General features: G+C 42.4%; 15 protein-coding genes. 6 read left to right on the top strand and 9 right to left on the bottom strand.

Features of this window, described 5'->3' with window-relative positions; translation table 11 throughout:
• Positions 1-2: 2 nt before the first annotated feature.
• The 6 genes from CYL31_RS07525 (at position 3) to CYL31_RS07500 (ending at position 8,670) form a co-directional block, all read left to right on the top strand.
• On the top strand, positions 3-434 hold the full coding sequence (locus CYL31_RS07525; RefSeq protein WP_212918312.1) for a YbaN family protein: 432 nt from the start codon (positions 3-5) through the stop codon (positions 432-434).
• Between the two features lie 44 nt (positions 435-478).
• The gene (locus CYL31_RS07520; protein ID WP_212918311.1) at positions 479-3,853 is read left to right on the top strand and encodes a DUF748 domain-containing protein; all 3,375 of its coding nucleotides are present in this window, start codon (positions 479-481) and stop codon (positions 3,851-3,853) included.
• A gap of 312 nt (positions 3,854-4,165) precedes the next feature.
• Positions 4,166-4,426, top strand: coding sequence for an HP1242/YdcH family protein (locus CYL31_RS07515; RefSeq protein WP_212918310.1), 261 nt, complete (start codon positions 4,166-4,168; stop codon positions 4,424-4,426).
• Between the two features lie 248 nt (positions 4,427-4,674).
• A complete protein-coding gene (locus CYL31_RS07510; protein WP_212918309.1) occupies positions 4,675-6,807 on the top strand; it encodes a TonB-dependent siderophore receptor in 2,133 nt (710 codons plus the stop codon).
• 197 nt (positions 6,808-7,004) lie between these two features.
• The gene (gene trhP, locus CYL31_RS07505; protein WP_249411730.1) at positions 7,005-8,402 is read left to right on the top strand and encodes a prephenate-dependent tRNA uridine(34) hydroxylase TrhP; all 1,398 of its coding nucleotides are present in this window, start codon (positions 7,005-7,007) and stop codon (positions 8,400-8,402) included.
• Positions 8,403-8,412: 10 nt separating this feature from the next.
• Positions 8,413-8,670, top strand: a complete 258-nt coding sequence (locus CYL31_RS07500; RefSeq protein ID WP_212918308.1) for a YfhL family 4Fe-4S dicluster ferredoxin — start codon at positions 8,413-8,415, stop codon at positions 8,668-8,670.
• A 24-nt stretch (positions 8,671-8,694) separates the two neighbouring features.
• Here the strand turns inward: CYL31_RS07500 and trxC are convergent, their stop codons facing one another.
• The 9 genes from trxC to CYL31_RS07455 form a co-directional block, all read right to left on the bottom strand.
• Positions 8,695-9,141, bottom strand: a complete 447-nt coding sequence (gene trxC, locus CYL31_RS07495; protein ID WP_212918307.1) for a thioredoxin TrxC — start codon at positions 9,139-9,141, stop codon at positions 8,695-8,697.
• A gap of 149 nt (positions 9,142-9,290) precedes the next feature.
• Positions 9,291-9,980 (bottom strand): hypothetical protein, encoded by a 690-nt coding sequence (locus CYL31_RS07490; protein ID WP_212918306.1) that lies wholly within the window; start codon positions 9,978-9,980, stop codon positions 9,291-9,293.
• 343 nt (positions 9,981-10,323) lie between these two features.
• Positions 10,324-10,509, bottom strand: coding sequence for a hypothetical protein (locus CYL31_RS07485; protein ID WP_212918305.1), 186 nt, complete (start codon positions 10,507-10,509; stop codon positions 10,324-10,326).
• Positions 10,510-10,654: 145 nt separating this feature from the next.
• Positions 10,655-10,996 carry an AzlD domain-containing protein gene (locus tag CYL31_RS07480; protein WP_212918304.1) on the bottom strand — a complete coding sequence of 114 codons (342 nt, stop codon included), beginning with the start codon at positions 10,994-10,996 and terminating at the stop codon, positions 10,655-10,657.
• 2 nt (positions 10,997-10,998) lie between these two features.
• Complete coding sequence (locus CYL31_RS07475; RefSeq protein ID WP_212918303.1) at positions 10,999-11,721, bottom strand: AzlC family ABC transporter permease; 723 nt, start codon at positions 11,719-11,721, stop codon at positions 10,999-11,001.
• On the bottom strand, positions 11,718-12,266 hold the full coding sequence (locus CYL31_RS07470; protein ID WP_349304769.1) for a helix-turn-helix domain-containing protein: 549 nt from the start codon (positions 12,264-12,266) through the stop codon (positions 11,718-11,720). Before CYL31_RS07470 ends, CYL31_RS07475 begins: the two co-directional genes overlap by 4 nt.
• 257 nt (positions 12,267-12,523) lie before the next feature.
• Complete coding sequence (locus CYL31_RS07465; RefSeq protein WP_212918302.1) at positions 12,524-13,021, bottom strand: GNAT family N-acetyltransferase; 498 nt, start codon at positions 13,019-13,021, stop codon at positions 12,524-12,526.
• Between the two features lie 243 nt (positions 13,022-13,264).
• Positions 13,265-13,903, bottom strand: coding sequence for a glutathione S-transferase family protein (locus CYL31_RS07460; RefSeq protein WP_249411729.1), 639 nt, complete (start codon positions 13,901-13,903; stop codon positions 13,265-13,267).
• An 84-nt stretch (positions 13,904-13,987) separates the two neighbouring features.
• The gene (locus tag CYL31_RS07455; RefSeq protein WP_212918300.1) at positions 13,988-15,094 is read right to left on the bottom strand and encodes a TIR domain-containing protein; all 1,107 of its coding nucleotides are present in this window, start codon (positions 15,092-15,094) and stop codon (positions 13,988-13,990) included.
• Between the last annotated feature and the right edge of the window lie 14 nt (positions 15,095-15,108).

Here is a 15,108-nt window from a genome sequence, read left to right as displayed (position 1 = left end):
CTATGCAAGGAAAGCGAATCTTATATCTGATGCTGGGGTGGTTTTCTCTGATCACTGGCATTATTGGTATTTTCCTTCCCTTACTTCCCACAACACCGCTGGTGTTACTCGCTGCTTGGTGTTTCTCTCGATCCTCGGTACGATTCCACACATGGTTGATTGAACATAAATTCTTTGGCCCGATTGTTCGTGACTGGCAATCTTCTGATGGTATTCCTCGTAAAGCAAGAAACCGCGCCATCATTTTTATGTGGGCAGGCATGGCGATTTCGATCTTTATTGTTTCTCGCTTATGGGCAACCGTTGGGCTAATTACCATAGGGCTATGCGTCAGCATCTATTTATTACGTATGCCTCTTCGTTCGGAAACTCCGATTGCCACAGAAGCTGAAGAGTCATTAAAAAGCCCAAAAGACAAAGACGAGACCAACTAACTCATATTCACTTATTGACTGTTTAGAAAGCAGGAAGGCACTTTATGATAACACGCCGACATTTTCGACATTTTGTCTTTTATCCATTTGCAGCTCTGACAGGCTTAACTACTGCAACCTGGCTAGCAGCGCCATTTGTAGCTGAACACTACCTCACGGCCTATTTTCAAGAACAAGGTGAAGACCTTAGCATTGGCAAGCTGTCTATTGACTTTTTTCCACCTAAAGTAGATTTAAAAGACGTAGTCATCAATGACAAAAACCAAGACACCTTAACGCTTAAGCGCGCTATTGTTGAAATCGAAATATGGCCTTTATTTACTAAGACAGTCCATATTTCAGAAGCTAAGATTGAAGGTTTAAATCTGACTGTCGCTCAACAGGAAAAAGACTGGATTGTTGCGGGCATTAATACCTCTCAATTTATCACGCCTGAAGATCAAAAAGAGCCAGAACCTGAGTCGGAAAAAAACACAAGCACGCCTTGGAACATCAAACTGCCTTCGTTTTCCTTTACAGACAGCCAAGTTAATTTATCTCGCCAGCCGGACTTAAACGTACCCGCTGAATCCGATAAATTCGTCTTAACAAATTTGTCTATTGAAGACCTATCCGGCCAAGAACTCACTTGGCAAGGTGAAATTGCTTTATCAGCTCTAATTAATGAAACGACGCTGTCTGTAGATGGCCAATTTGACTACTCACCAGAACAAGCCAGCGCAGACGTCGATATTAAAAATACACGAGTGCAGATAGAAAGCTTTCGTCACTTTTTGCCTGCGCCTTATAACGAAGCCAAAGGTAAATTAGACCTCTCAGCAGGTTTTCAATTTACTCAGCAACACATTAATGGCGTACCTGTTTTTGATATTAACAATCTAACTCTAAACACCCAAGTTGACGATCTAGATTTACCTTTAGGTCAGCAAGACAAAGCTACAACAAAATCTACATCGCTAGTGCTTTCAAAAGCCAATATCCACTTTGCCTCCGCCGATCAGTTAGCGGCAACAGGAACACTTAACTTACAATCAACACAGTCATTCTTTGCACAAGCAGATTTAGTAGCACAATTTGATAAGCTAACCCTAAACACGCCGTTCGATGTTAAACGTGATAAGCAGGGATTAGCAGCAAATGGAAAACTAGATTTGCAGTTAGAACAGCCGCTCTTCACTCAGGCAGAACAAAAAGTACAACTTGATAAGCTTGTGCTGAACACGCCATTCGACATAAAGCAAAGTGATGAATTTGGGCTAACCGCGACAGGCGACCTTGATTTACAGTTAGGCAAGTCCTTCTTTGCTCAAGCCGAGCAAAAAGCACAATTTGATAACCTAACACTAAAGACACCCTTCGATATCACACAGAATGAACTTGGGCTAACCGCGACCGGCGACCTTGATTTACAGCTTGGGAAATCCCTCTTTGCTCAAGCCGAGCAAAACCTACAATTTGACAACCTTACATTGAAAGCACCATTTGATGTAAAACAGGATAAGCAATCAGGCCTCAGTGCAAAGACCACCTCTTCTGTATTGAACATGGATGAACTTTCTCTTTCATCAGAAAGCCTTGCTGTACAAAACAAACAACTGCACATTGCATTAAACGATGTGGCTTTTACTATGGATAACAATGAAGCCCTAACCGCCGCTCTACTTGCCAACATCCAAAGCAATGGCTTATCCGTACAACAAGCAGGAAACACAGCTGACTACGACACATTCAATTTATCAAACACACTTGCTCTGCAAAAAAACAGCGACTCACTTGCTGTTCAAAACAAGCAATTAACGATAGATATTAAAGGTCTAAAGGCGCAACAAAGTGACGAAAAACAATTCTCGTTAAGTGCGGCCAAACTCACAGCAGACCAATTGGATGTAGAACAAGCTAATCAGCAACCTCCAGCAATAAAAGGCACTAACCTTAACTTCACCAGTGAATCGCTAGACAGCATGCTAACGAATAAAAAGCGCATTGCTTCTTGGAAAAATGCCGACATCAGCGGCCTTTCGTTTACTCAACAAGATAAAGACTTTGACGCCTCGTTAGCGCAATTGAGTATTATAGATTTAACCGTTTCCGAACTGATTGCAGATGCAGGTAGCAAACAAACTCTCCCACCATTAAGCCGCATTGGTAGTATCAAGGTTGAAAACGTTAATGCGACGCAAGATGGCGCTAAAATCAAACAGATCACCACAGATTCAGCCAAAGTCAGCCTGATTTTGGATGCGAAAAAACGCATAGAAAACCTGGTTTTCGTCGATGTAGATCAGCAACCCACCCCTGAGCCTGCATTAAAAAACCCTACGGTTCCGCGAGAAAAAGACGCTAAAAACGTCATCAGCAATACACAGGATGCCGAACAAAACCCAGCTTTTAAAGCACCTTATTTCGTCATTCTAGATGCTTACGACACCACTGGAGAATCCAGCATTTATGTTAAAGATAAGAGCATTTCGCCGATGCTGCAACGCACTTTAGACATAGACACATTGTCATTGCGTAATCTAAATACACAGAAAAAAGACCAAGCAACGGTACTTGCGCTAAAAGCTCGTAACGGCAAATACGCAACACTGCAAAGTGATATCACAGTTTGGCCTCTAGCAGAGGAATTAACTCTAAAGAGCGATTTGGTAATTCGTGAAGCAGAGCTTCCACCTTATTCTTCTTATATTGCTAGCGTCTTAGGTTATCAAATAGATTCTGGGCAATTAGATCTCGATTTAAAACTCAATGCAGACAAAGGAGTGTTGAGTGGCAACTCTCACATTTTATTACGAGAATTCGATCTAGGTGGCCGCCAAGACAGCAGCACGGTTATCAAAGCAGGCGCCGTTCCTCTCAATATTGCCGTTGGCGTCCTAAAAGACAGCGATAACAATATTGATCTAGATATTCCACTTTCTGGCGACATTGAAAACCCAGCATTCGGTTGGCAAGACTTCTTGCTGTTACCGGTTCGAAAAGCGCTATTTAGTGCATCGAGTACCTACTTGATGCAAACTTTTGTGCCATACGCTAATGTTATTAGCATTGCGCAATTTGCTGGCGACCAGCTGCTTAAAATTCGCGTAGAGCCTTTGATATTTGAAGCCGAGGATGATGAGCTAAACGATTCCCAAGATGCCTTTTTAACTCAGTTGGTTGCTTTGATGAAAGACAAAAAAGACAGTCAATTAAAAGCCTGTGGAGTCGCCAGCTACCGCGATCTAGGCCTTGAGAATCCGCCAGTATCTATAGACGACGACACAAAAGAAACAGCAAGAGAATTGGCGCAGAAGCGAGCAGATAATTTAAAAGATTATTTAGTCAAGGAAGGGATTGCGTCTTCACGCGTTCTCCTCTGCTCACCTGAGATTGATCTATCGAAAAGTAGTAAACCAAGGATAGAACTGAACTTCTAGGCACCTATTTTTAGACACTCTTTAAAAAAAATCAAACCAAGCTAGCCGCGATAGATGTTTCTATCGCGGCTTTTTAATGTCAAAAAGACGCAAAGAAACCCACCAAATAGTGCAACATCCTCTAGACTTAAATTCCCCCATTGAAAACCAAAATAAACAGGCCATAACTATATAAGCAGCGTTTGAAATCCCTATGTAGCAAAGTAATTGATTGAATATGTTAAAGACTCAATAAAGCATGACCAACATCAAGAGAAGACAAACCAAACTAGGTTAGTCTTAAACGAAAGCTAGCAAGTATAGGAGGCAATTATGCCGATTGAAGACCATAATTTAGTAAACGAATTTCCTGAATATAAAGATGACATCCACCAGCTAAAAATGGACGATGCGCACTTTAAAAGACTCTATGACGAATATAACCACTTAACAAAAGAAGTGGAGAAAATGGAGCAAGAACTTACCCCAGCTCCAACCATGGAAGAAGAAAAGTTAAAGAAACAACGCCTGCAGCTAAAAGACACCATACAAGGCTACATTAAAGCATCGAAACTCGCTGCTGAAAAAGCGTAACAGCAACACCGCCACAAAGAACACCTTCCCAAAGAGCGGTTTTAGTTTTTAAAACCGCTCAACTTACTTCCCGATGAACTAGCTCAGATAATCCAGAAACACCCTTCTCTCCACACCATTTCTAATACTGCATTAGCGTTAAAACGGCCAATTTTGTATTTTGAAGCTTTTGTAAATTCATTCTCATTTGTAAACGAATATCATAAACATTAATATACGCAACTCACTCACTTCAACTTGGTTTTCCTATGACGTTAAGAACCACCTTAATGATGATGCAAGCATGTGGAGCGCTTGCTTTTTCTACTGTGATTTTTGCCGAAAATGCTGCAAGCAACATCACACAAGACAGTTATCTCAATGATGGAGATAACAAAGTTAAGGATGGATCCAACATAGAGCTTCAAACACTTCAGGTACAAGGTCGCGCGCTATCCTATTACAAAGAAGATGAAGCCGCCCTAGCCACTCGAACTTCCACCCCAATAGACGAAACACCTCAATCTATTCAAATCGTGACAGAAGAGCTCATTGAAGACCAAGCCGCGAGACAAATCACGGACTTATATCGCTCTATTTCAGGCATGTCGCAAAACAATGTCTCCACAGTAACATTACGAGGTTTTAGCCAAGACGAAGTACTCTACGACGGTCTGAAAGGCGACCCTTTTGGCGACTTTTCTATTCCTCAACTGTTCACCATAGAACAAATACAAGTCCTTAAAGGACCATCTGGTGCAATCTATGGCGCAGGTGAACCCGGCGGCGTCATAAACTATGTGACGAAAAAGCCGACTTATGAACAAAAAAACACCCTAAAAGTCAGCGCGGGCAATAAAGACTTCTTAAGCGGAAGCGTTGAGTCGTCTGGCCCTGCCAACGAAGATGCCTCACAACGCTACCGTGTTGGTATCTATTCCGATGGCCAAGATTCTTATCGCAATAATGTCGAAGAAGAAAACCGCATTATTGACCTCGGTTACGCTTGGGATATCGACACCAACAACACGCTAACCGTTCAGTACACGGACATTCATCAATACATTTCTGGGGCACGCTTACGCGGCATTCCGACCGATGACGAAGGTAACTTCCTAGCCGACACCTCTTGGAACAATAACGAAAAAAGTGACTACCAAAAACTGGATGCACAAGTTTTTCAAGCGCGCCTAGACCACAGCATCAACTCATGGCTAGAGAGCAACGTGTCTGTGCGTTATTTTGAAAACACGGAAGCCCAAAAATACCATGAGTCTAAAGGCCTTGATACGACCGATAGCGATAAAGTGAAACGAGAATTTCGTGACCAAGTCCGTTCTCGCGAAGGCATTACGCTTGCAGGTAATTTAATCGCAGAGCTAGGTGATCATACCGTGTTAGTCGGGAGTGATTATTTCCATCAGAAAAACGATTTTCTTTATAACAAAACAACCAAAAGTGTTGCCGAGCTAAGTCTAAGCAATCCTATTTATGGTCAAGACGATATCAGTGCCTATGACATGGCTCTCCAAACAAATGAAAGCACCACAACGGATCAAATTGGCTTATACGTTCAAGATCAATGGAAAGTTACCGAGCAACTAGACTTACTTGCTGGCGCTCGTATTGATCGGATTGAAGAAAAATACGATGGCTACAAGATAAAAACGGGAACTACAAAAGCAGGCTACAAGGACACAGGCTACTCTACTCGCTTAGGTGCGACGTATAAAATCAATGACAACTGGAAGCCTTACACCTCTTTCTCCACTGGGTTCGTACCACAAGAAGCGGAGAAACAAGCTAACTCAAAAACTGGAGAGTTTTTTAATCCTGAAGAAAGCCAACAGTTAGAAGCTGGCGTTCGTAGTTACTTCTTCAATAACAAACTCAATATCAACCTAGCCGTTTACCATATTGACCGTAAAAACATCCTTCAAAAAGATACAGATGATACAACTAAGTATATTTCAATTGGTCAAATCCGCAGTCAAGGTTTCGAAATTGATGCACTAGCAGATATCACACCTCGCTGGGTCGCCAATGTCAGTTATGCTTACAATGATGTGAAAGTGAAAGATGCTGCAGAAGGCGTATATTTTGCTAACACACCTTATCATCAACTTGGCATTTGGAGCCGCTACGACTTCCCTAGTATAGATTCTTCTATTGCTTTTGGCGCAGATTACGTTAGCCAACAAAAGAACCGAGATGATCAAATAGTCAAACCTTACACTGTTTATGACATGTCATGGCAGACAAAATGGCAGGATTGGAAATTCCAGCTGAACATCAAAAACTTGTTAGATAAAGAATATGCTGTTAGTGGCTTTACCAAAAACATAGGCTCATTCGTCGGTGAACGTCGTCGCGTTTACGTCACCGCTGCCTATGACTTTTAGCTGAGTAAAGAAGCAATAACAGGGTCAGATTCCTTGAGCCTATTAAAGGAATCTGCCCCCTTTAACTTTACTCTGTCATTTCTAATATTTGACCTAGATCAAACCGAGCTTATTTAAGTCACCAATCCCGCCATCATCACTTGAGTTCAATTAACACACAGGTAAACTCCGCCCGTTTTGATCGGTCGGTGCGCCTTATGTCTCAAGAAAAAATGTCTCAGCAAAAAAGCTTCATGCCAGAATTACTCTCTCCAGCAGGTTCGTTAAAAAATCTGCGTTATGCCTTCGCCTACGGAGCCGATGCCGTTTACGCAGGCCAGCCACGCTACTCTCTAAGAGTGCGCAATAACGAATTTGATTTAGAAAAGCTGGGCATTGGCATAAATGAAGCACACGAGCTGGGCAAAAAACTCTACGTGGTCAGCAATATCGCGCCCCATAACGCGAAACTGAAAACCTACTTACAAGACCTAGCGCCAGTTATTGGCCTCAAACCAGACGCGCTCATCATGTCTGATCCAGGCTTAATAATGATGGTTCGCGAAGCCTTTCCCGATCAACAAATTCACCTCTCTGTTCAAGCCAACGCGGTCAATTGGGCTACCGTGAAATTCTGGCAACAACAAGGTATTTCTCGCGTCATTTTATCTCGTGAATTGTCTCTTGATGAGATCGAAGAAATCCGTCTAAAAGTGCCAGACATGGAGTTGGAAGTCTTCGTTCATGGTGCGTTGTGTATGGCCTACTCTGGCCGCTGCCTGTTATCGGGTTACATGAACAAACGCGACCCAAACCAAGGCGCTTGCACTAATGCCTGCCGCTGGGAATACAACGCCCACGAAGCAACACAAGACGAAACAGGTCAGATCATTGCCAGCAGTGCCGCTTCATCAAAAACTCCAGCGTCTGCAGTGCAAATTCAAGAGCCAAGCGATCAGCTCTTTTTGTTACAAGAACGCGGTCGTCCAGACGAATATATGCCTGCGTTTGAAGACGAACATGGCACTTACATCATGAACTCTAAAGATTTGCGCGCCATTCAACACGTTGAACGACTCGTAAAAATGGGCGTACATTCTCTGAAAGTGGAAGGTCGTACAAAGTCTTTTTATTACTGCGCCAGAACGGCACAAATCTATCGCAAAGCCATTAATGACGCCGTCGCAGGTCGCCCTTTTGATGCCAGTCTCATGAGCAGCTTAGATAACCTAGCAAACCGTGGTTACACAGATGGCTTCTTGCAACGCCATCGTCATGTGGACCTACAAAACTATGAAACAGGTAATTCCATCAGTGACAAACAGCAGTTTGTCGGTGAAGTCATTGCAACCAACGAAGACTCACTCACTATTGAAGTGAAGAACCGCTTCAGTGTTGGCGACTCATTGGAACTGATGACACCAAAAGGCAATGTCACTTTTGCATTAAGCGAACTAAATGACAAACAAGGTCGCCCTATCGACGTAGCAAAAGGCAGTGGTCATGTGGTGTCTATTCCTTGCCCGCAAGGTATTGATGCTTCCATGGGGATCCTAATGAGAAACCTATCGGAAGGGCAAACCACCCGCCAACCTCACGCCAGCGCGACGGCATAGAGACAAAGCAATGGCACTATTAATCAACGATCGATGCATAAACTGCGACATGTGCGACCCAGAATGTCCGAACGACGCCATCACCATGGGCGCCAAGATTTATGTCATTGATCCAGATAAATGCACAGAGTGCGTTGGTCACTACGACCAACCCACCTGTGTCGCCGTCTGCCCTATCGACTGCGTTAAACCCGATCCAAACAGACGCGAAACAGAAGAAGTGCTATACGAAAAGTTTGTAGAAATGTATTTTGACACCAGTGTTTAATACCTAACTAATATCAAACATATGTTAGATAGCAGGCAAGTTCTGCGCTAACCATTGTTGAAACTGTGCTTTTGGCAAAGCGCCAGATAAACGAGCCACTTCTTTGCCATGATGGAAGATCATCAAAGTCGGAATAGAACGAATATTATAACCACCAGCCGTCGTTTGGTTCTGCTCAGTATCTAACTTCAAGAAACAAGCTTGGGTCGACATCTCGCTCGCTACCTGTTCAAAAATAGGCGCGAATTGCTGACACGGCCCACACCAAGATGCCCAAAAGTCCACCACAACAGGAAGGTCATTATCATTGATGTAGCGTTTAAAATTATTATCACCGCCCATTATGGGCTGTGTTGAAAGAACAGGCTTTTTACACTTGCCACAAAGAGGCTTATTACCAAGTTTATCTTTCGGTACGCGATTCTTCGTACTGCAACTTTGACAAACTATTTGAATAGGTGTATTGGTCATTTTGAGCCTCGTGATTAAATGCTTTTATTCATAAACAGAACGGAATTAAATCGAAATACTGCATGTTTGCCAACCTAGAAAAGCAAAAAGCGAATCATTGATTCGCTTTTTGTCACCTTCGTAAGACTGATTCAACTCACGTCACTAACCTATTCTTCTACATCCGCATGAGAGACGGCTTGAAAACCATCCATCTGCTCGAAGTTTTCCATCCAAAAATAGGAACTCACCAAGCTAAACTGGCGGGTTGTGCCTTCGTCTGCAACTTGCTTAAGTTGCCAAACAAGACCCGGCGCTTCGGGAAACTGTGTGCCTTTGATTTGATCTTCATATAAGCGATTGATTAACGCATCATCGCCTTGCCCACTCGCCAATAAACGTACAATCGATGAATGTAACGACTCATCAAAAATTGCCATATCTTCAACATGTTCAGCGGTAACCGTAATGGCAAACTCAACACCCGTTGGCTTCGCGAAAGTGCCATTAAAGGCCTCGCGCAACAAGGCATAAGCACTAAAAAAACGCTCATGAAACAGACAATCTGGATACTCTTCCCACGAACGGTCATCAAGCATATCGTGGCTAATTTGATCTACCTTGCCTTTCGATAACTCAGGAAATAAATGCGTTAATACCGCCTTTGCCGCATCCGCAGGCTCAAGATCGTTCAGCGACATCATGCACATTTCACGCAGCTCTGCTGCATCCATTTTCTCGACATCATCGTCGAAATCCATAATGCTCAAAAGAGCACGATAATCTTCGTCAGACCACGCGTTTGGAATCTTGCTAATTTTCTGAAAGGAATCAATTTGAACGGTAAACTTAGCTTGCATCGAGCACTCCTATTTGAACGCTAACATTGCAGGAAATAACACTGGTAGGCTTTGTAAGTAGCCAATATTGATCTTAATAAAGAAACAGACCGAGTAACCAATGTACAGGGAGTGGAAGCAAGATGCTATCTATCGGAAAAAATGTTTTGAGCAGTGATTACACCTGAATCAAAGTAGTAAAAAATCAGGATCCATGCGAACGACTAAGCTAAAGGCTTACAAAGCCATTTAGAATCGAAAAAATAAGAAAATAAAGAAATTTACAAGAACGAGCAAAACCAGAGGAATGTTATTTTTATTCTCTCGGTCGTTGCTGTAGGAAATTGCTGCAGGAAAGCGAGGCTTACTTTTTAACAGGAAAAGTGCGGTACCAATCAAGATTGTCTACTTCCATGTCTACTGGTGCTTTAGCTGCTTTTTCACTGCTTTTAAAAAGGCTAACTAGCTTACCAAACAAACCGTTAAGGCCTGCGATTTTTACATTGCCTAACACATGAGAAGATAAGGATTTGCTATCTAATGCGTTCATAATAAACACTCCGAATAAAAATGTATGAGTAGATGAAATTATTTACTAATACAATTTTAATCGGAGATAAACATCCTAACAAACGATGCTTTTTCACTCAGGTGTTTAGTTTTCTTCAACTATTGGGGCACTAAATGGATTTTTCTTAGAAAACAAAAAACAGCATCACAATTCCAAATGCCAGGACCCCAAATAAAATAGGCAAACCCATAGAGCGAGTTCGAGTCCAAACACCGTAAGTAACCAGTATCCCAACCCCAGTCGCTAGCCATGACAAAGCCCCAGAGTGAGCAGGAACTAACGAAGTACCGAACATCGCGGCAATCATGGTTGGCCCCAGTATGGTTAACCAAGTCGGCATTGAGCCAACACCGTCCTCCGTTTGTCTTTTCGCCAAGCTTCGCTTCATCCAAACATAGGGTAAAAGACGAATTAAATAGGTGCCAATGGCAATACTAGCAAGCGCCAGCCACATAGACATTTCCATACTTATTCTCCTCCCATATCGCGCTGATTTTTCAGAGCGTAGAACAAGGCTGCGCCACACAAAGCCGCTAACGGAATAGCGACATTTGGGTAACCTGACACTTTCAAAATAACAGCGCTAACAGCAGACAAAGCGATCGTTAATGTCCACAAGCGATTATTACAACGCGGCACAATTAAAACGAAAAACAGAGCTGGTAGTGCAAATGGCAAAATATCGTTGATTAATGGCCACCGTTGCGTCAACTCTCCACCCGCAATGGCACCCAGTGCGGTTCCTGCAATCCAGCTCAACCAGGCTAACACCGCTGCACCTGTGTACCAGCCGATACGCGCCTGATCTGGAAGCTGAGGCAAACGTGCGTGAGCCAGCGCAAAGATTTGATCGGTCAAACCATGCATTAGTGGCAACCACTTTTTATCTTGGTTTAAGTAAGGAGAGAGATTTGGCCCATACACAATATGACGAGCGTTAATTAACAAAGTCATGATGACCACAAACCATAACGGCGCGCCAGAAGCCGCCATAGCGACAAAGAGAAACTGTGACGCGCCTGCATAAATAAAGGCTGAAATCAGGATAGTCTCTAACACACTAAAACCCGACTGAACGGAAATCAGACCAAACGAAATCGCCACAGGAATGTAACCACCTAGCAGAGGAATCGCGTCTTTTACACCTTGTTTCCAAGGCGTTCCTGCAAGAGTTTGAATTGCTGTATTCATGACTGTACCTCCTGTATGGCATCGTCCTGTTTAGCATAAGTAATGACCGTCATCAGCATCGTCCATTCATCGCCCGTTTGGTAAGTGTGCGGAACATCCGCAGCAAAGGTGTGCGCTTTGCCAATTTCCAACTGGCGTAAGTCATCATTTTCACCGGCCAACAAGGCACCGCTGATTAAAGTAAGGGTTTCCGTCGTGCCTGCAATATGGGGCTCTGATTGCTTAACCGTATTGGGCGCACATGACATCCAATACACATCCACTCGCGGATTATCCAAACCTTGGTCAATCAACCGAACCTGAATCCCGTTTTCACCCACAGTGGATTCCAAACTGGCAATAAGATCCCCAAAAGGCGTATCCAGCTGAACCGCCAAACGCCAAATAGTTTCTATTGTTGGATTGCCCTCGCCTTGCTCAATACGCGACAAATTCGACTTCGCCAACCCCGCATCCAAAGCAAGTTGAGACAAAGACAGCCCCTTTGCCATACGTAACTTCTGTATATTTCGACCCAACGAGCCGAGAATCGGTTTATTCATCATGCATCTCAAATTGTTCTTTATATAGAACGTTCTATATAAAGAACAGAAGAAAGTCAATGGAATTGTGGGAAATGGAGTGGGTTGAGGAGTAGAAACGAGCTCATCAGCTATTGCTTTGATGGACTCGTTATAGCTTGAGATATGTTTTGAGGATGTAAGGCTAACGCTGTTTGTGTCTTTGGCTTGATGTGGAATGCTGGAGTTGGAGTGCGGTTTGGACCAGGTGAAAATTAGGTCTTATTTGCACCTGATTCCATTCAACTGACTCGATACCGTTGAACCACTTTATCACCCAAAGCCAGCTCAGAACTTAACTCGCCGCCATTCGCAATAATCGTATTGGCCGATGCGGAGTTATCTTTATAGCAGTGAATATGAACAACACTTACGTCCATAGCATTAAGCTTTTCTATCGACAGCTTCATTAACAACTTACCCAAACCTTTGCCTCGATAAGACGGACGAATACCTAGTCCAATATGACCACCACACTCTTCAATAACGCTATTCAGATAATGACGTAAATTTGTCACACCAAGCAATTGATCGCCTTCCACCAGCCACAAGGTTGTACTTGGCACAAAACCGTCAGGTAGATTTATACCCAAGGAAAAATCAGACAACTTCGCTAAAAGTGCGTCAAAATCTTGATGATCAAAACTCATAGGAAAAGGATAACGGACTTCATCACCCAACTCTTCGATGTACTCGTTATAGCTTTGGATGTATTTGGGGGATGGTAAGACTAATTCCATTTTGTCTCCTGTTTGATGTGGAATACGGAAAGTTCGTAACGAGGATTAAGCGAATGAACATTATCATCTGACACAGTTTGACTATTTGACCCTATTTGACTTCGCAAACAACTTCCTCTGTACATTTTTGTTGCTTTGCTAATTTGATATGTTCGTCAACGTTTTGCTCAATAACAATAAATAATTGGCTAAAATTAGCGTGAAACGAGCAAGAGCCAACTGTTCTTCGTTCGTTTATGCAACTTACTGATAATCCAATAAGCTCAGCTTTTCTTTTTTACAAACAGAAATAATTGCTTCCTGTTTTGCTAAGTTACAAAGATACTTCGATAGATTATCGAATGCTAACGGTGGCTTTTTGAATTCATCAGCCCATATAGCCAACATAAACAAGAAAAAGTCACAAACTGTAATCGTGTTACCAACTAAAAAATCTCTATTTTTTAATTCATTATCTAGGATTTCAAACATATCAGTTATTCTTCGTTCGTGTGTCTCTGCAATATCAGAAACTACATCTGAATGACTTGTATGTTTTTCCGGATAAGAATAGATCATCAATTCAGCTTGAACTGTATTTGTTAAATACATCATCCACTGAAAAAACTTTGGCCTATTCTTAGAGCCAATGTTTGGGATGAAATTTGATGATGGATTTGACTCCGCAAGATGAATACAAATAGCGGGGCTTTCAAAAAGCACTAGCTCACCATCAATTAAAGTTGGAATTCTTCCTGAAGGGTTTAACACTAAGTATTCATCAGACTTTTGAGCATTATTTTTTCTATCAACCAATATTAACTCAAAATCAACTTTCAAAGCCTCAAGAACGAAATGCGGTGCCATGCTGGCATTTAGTGGATAGTAATATAACTGGTACAACTGACTCTCCTTGGGTGTTGCATATAACGCCGCCATAAATTGCCGAATCAAGCGCAGCGTAAATCGGTCAATTCAATGGCCTTTTTAAACTTCTTTTCCACGAAGTATTTTCATATAAGACGCATTTGAGTCTCTCTTTTCCCATGTGGCTTTAATATGTTTTACTAGATTTGGGATATCCTCCTCTAAGGTCGAAGGCCAAAGGTTGGGAGAATAGTCGTATACTCTAAGGAGATTATCGACATCAAATATTTGACCTGTACCTTCAGCTCTGATTAATGCCACCGGCTTGTTATGAGCCATACGGACACCCAGTTCAAAAAGCACATTGGGATTATGATCTGTAAGATCGGCAATCACTAAATCCGCATCTAGCAGGTCGTTTACAATAGTTGAATGAATAATATCACTACCATCCTTTCTTGCCGTTTCAACCTTAAACCCTGCCTGAACCCCTGCAGGCGTTACAAGATTTCGCATAACCTCTTTATAAAAGCCAATAGGGTACTTTCCCGTTTTCTCACTGAATGGCATTGCAACAAAGGCAACTTTTAAATCTCCATCCACTGACTTCGGTGAACCTGTAACAACCAAGTGCTCGCTTTTATTCTTATCTACCAAGCGGATGTCTGATCTGATTTCTTTTTTAAATCTACCTATATAATCTAGATTTTCGTTATATAAATTATAAAAATCATCATGAAATTCTGGATCAAGACCAAAAGTCCCCTGTAGCGTATTTCCGAGATATTTCATCTCGGGTAGATCGCCGCCGCTATAGTAATCAAATACTTTTTTGAATAAGTCAATTTTAAAAAATGCTTTCTGAAGGGACTCGAACTCTTCGGTTGGACTCGGCGCAAATAAAAAATCATTTGCCAAATTAGTGAGTTCAATTTCTCCTGAACGACTAGTACCGCTGGTGAGGCCATAATCTCTGGAACTCGCTGTCAGATAGTAAAATTTATTTGCTTTTGCCCCCATTTCAAGAACATTTGCCAGATCAGCAGGCGACCAAGGGTTGCTACCATTGTATTCTTTAAGAGCTTGAGGAATAGCAATAGAGTCCTCTAGCGAATTTACTGGTATTGGCCTAGGTGCACTTCCTCGTGTGGGTTTCCTTCTTTTTGGCTTATCTTCCAGAGCTGCCTCGGAAGATTCTTGATTAGCTTGCTCTTCACCCTCTGACATTTAAGTACTCCATA

Origin of the sequence: Marinomonas sp. A3A, from assembly GCF_018336955.1 — a bacterium.
Taxonomy (GTDB): Bacteria; Pseudomonadota; Gammaproteobacteria; order Pseudomonadales; family Marinomonadaceae; genus Marinomonas; species Marinomonas lutimaris.
The sequence above is the reverse complement of the archived record's forward strand: the minus strand, read 5'-3'. Positions and strand labels throughout refer to the sequence as shown.

Excerpts from the sequence above, each read along its gene's own strand:
- CYL31_RS07475 (WP_212918303.1), bottom strand. The coding sequence starts at position 11,721 with ATGAATACAGCAATTCAAACTCTTGCAGGAACGCCTTGGAAACAAGGT.
- CYL31_RS07525 (WP_212918312.1), top strand. The coding sequence starts at position 3 with ATGCAAGGAAAGCGAATCTTATATCTGATGCTGGGGTGGTTTTCTCTG.
- trhP (WP_249411730.1), top strand. The coding sequence starts at position 7,005 with ATGTCTCAAGAAAAAATGTCTCAGCAAAAAAGCTTCATGCCAGAATTA.
- CYL31_RS07480 (WP_212918304.1), bottom strand. The coding sequence starts at position 10,996 with ATGGAAATGTCTATGTGGCTGGCGCTTGCTAGTATTGCCATTGGCACC.
- CYL31_RS07515 (WP_212918310.1), top strand. The coding sequence starts at position 4,166 with ATGCCGATTGAAGACCATAATTTAGTAAACGAATTTCCTGAATATAAA.
- CYL31_RS07510 (WP_212918309.1), top strand. The coding sequence starts at position 4,675 with ATGACGTTAAGAACCACCTTAATGATGATGCAAGCATGTGGAGCGCTT.
- CYL31_RS07500 (WP_212918308.1), top strand. The coding sequence starts at position 8,413 with ATGGCACTATTAATCAACGATCGATGCATAAACTGCGACATGTGCGAC.
- CYL31_RS07465 (WP_212918302.1), bottom strand. The coding sequence starts at position 13,021 with ATGGAATTAGTCTTACCATCCCCCAAATACATCCAAAGCTATAACGAG.
- CYL31_RS07485 (WP_212918305.1), bottom strand. The coding sequence starts at position 10,509 with ATGAACGCATTAGATAGCAAATCCTTATCTTCTCATGTGTTAGGCAAT.
- CYL31_RS07455 (WP_212918300.1), bottom strand. The coding sequence starts at position 15,094 with ATGTCAGAGGGTGAAGAGCAAGCTAATCAAGAATCTTCCGAGGCAGCT.
- CYL31_RS07490 (WP_212918306.1), bottom strand. The coding sequence starts at position 9,980 with ATGCAAGCTAAGTTTACCGTTCAAATTGATTCCTTTCAGAAAATTAGC.
- CYL31_RS07520 (WP_212918311.1), top strand. The coding sequence starts at position 479 with ATGATAACACGCCGACATTTTCGACATTTTGTCTTTTATCCATTTGCA.
- CYL31_RS07470 (WP_349304769.1), bottom strand. The coding sequence starts at position 12,266 with ATGATGAATAAACCGATTCTCGGCTCGTTGGGTCGAAATATACAGAAG.
- trxC (WP_212918307.1), bottom strand. The coding sequence starts at position 9,141 with ATGACCAATACACCTATTCAAATAGTTTGTCAAAGTTGCAGTACGAAG.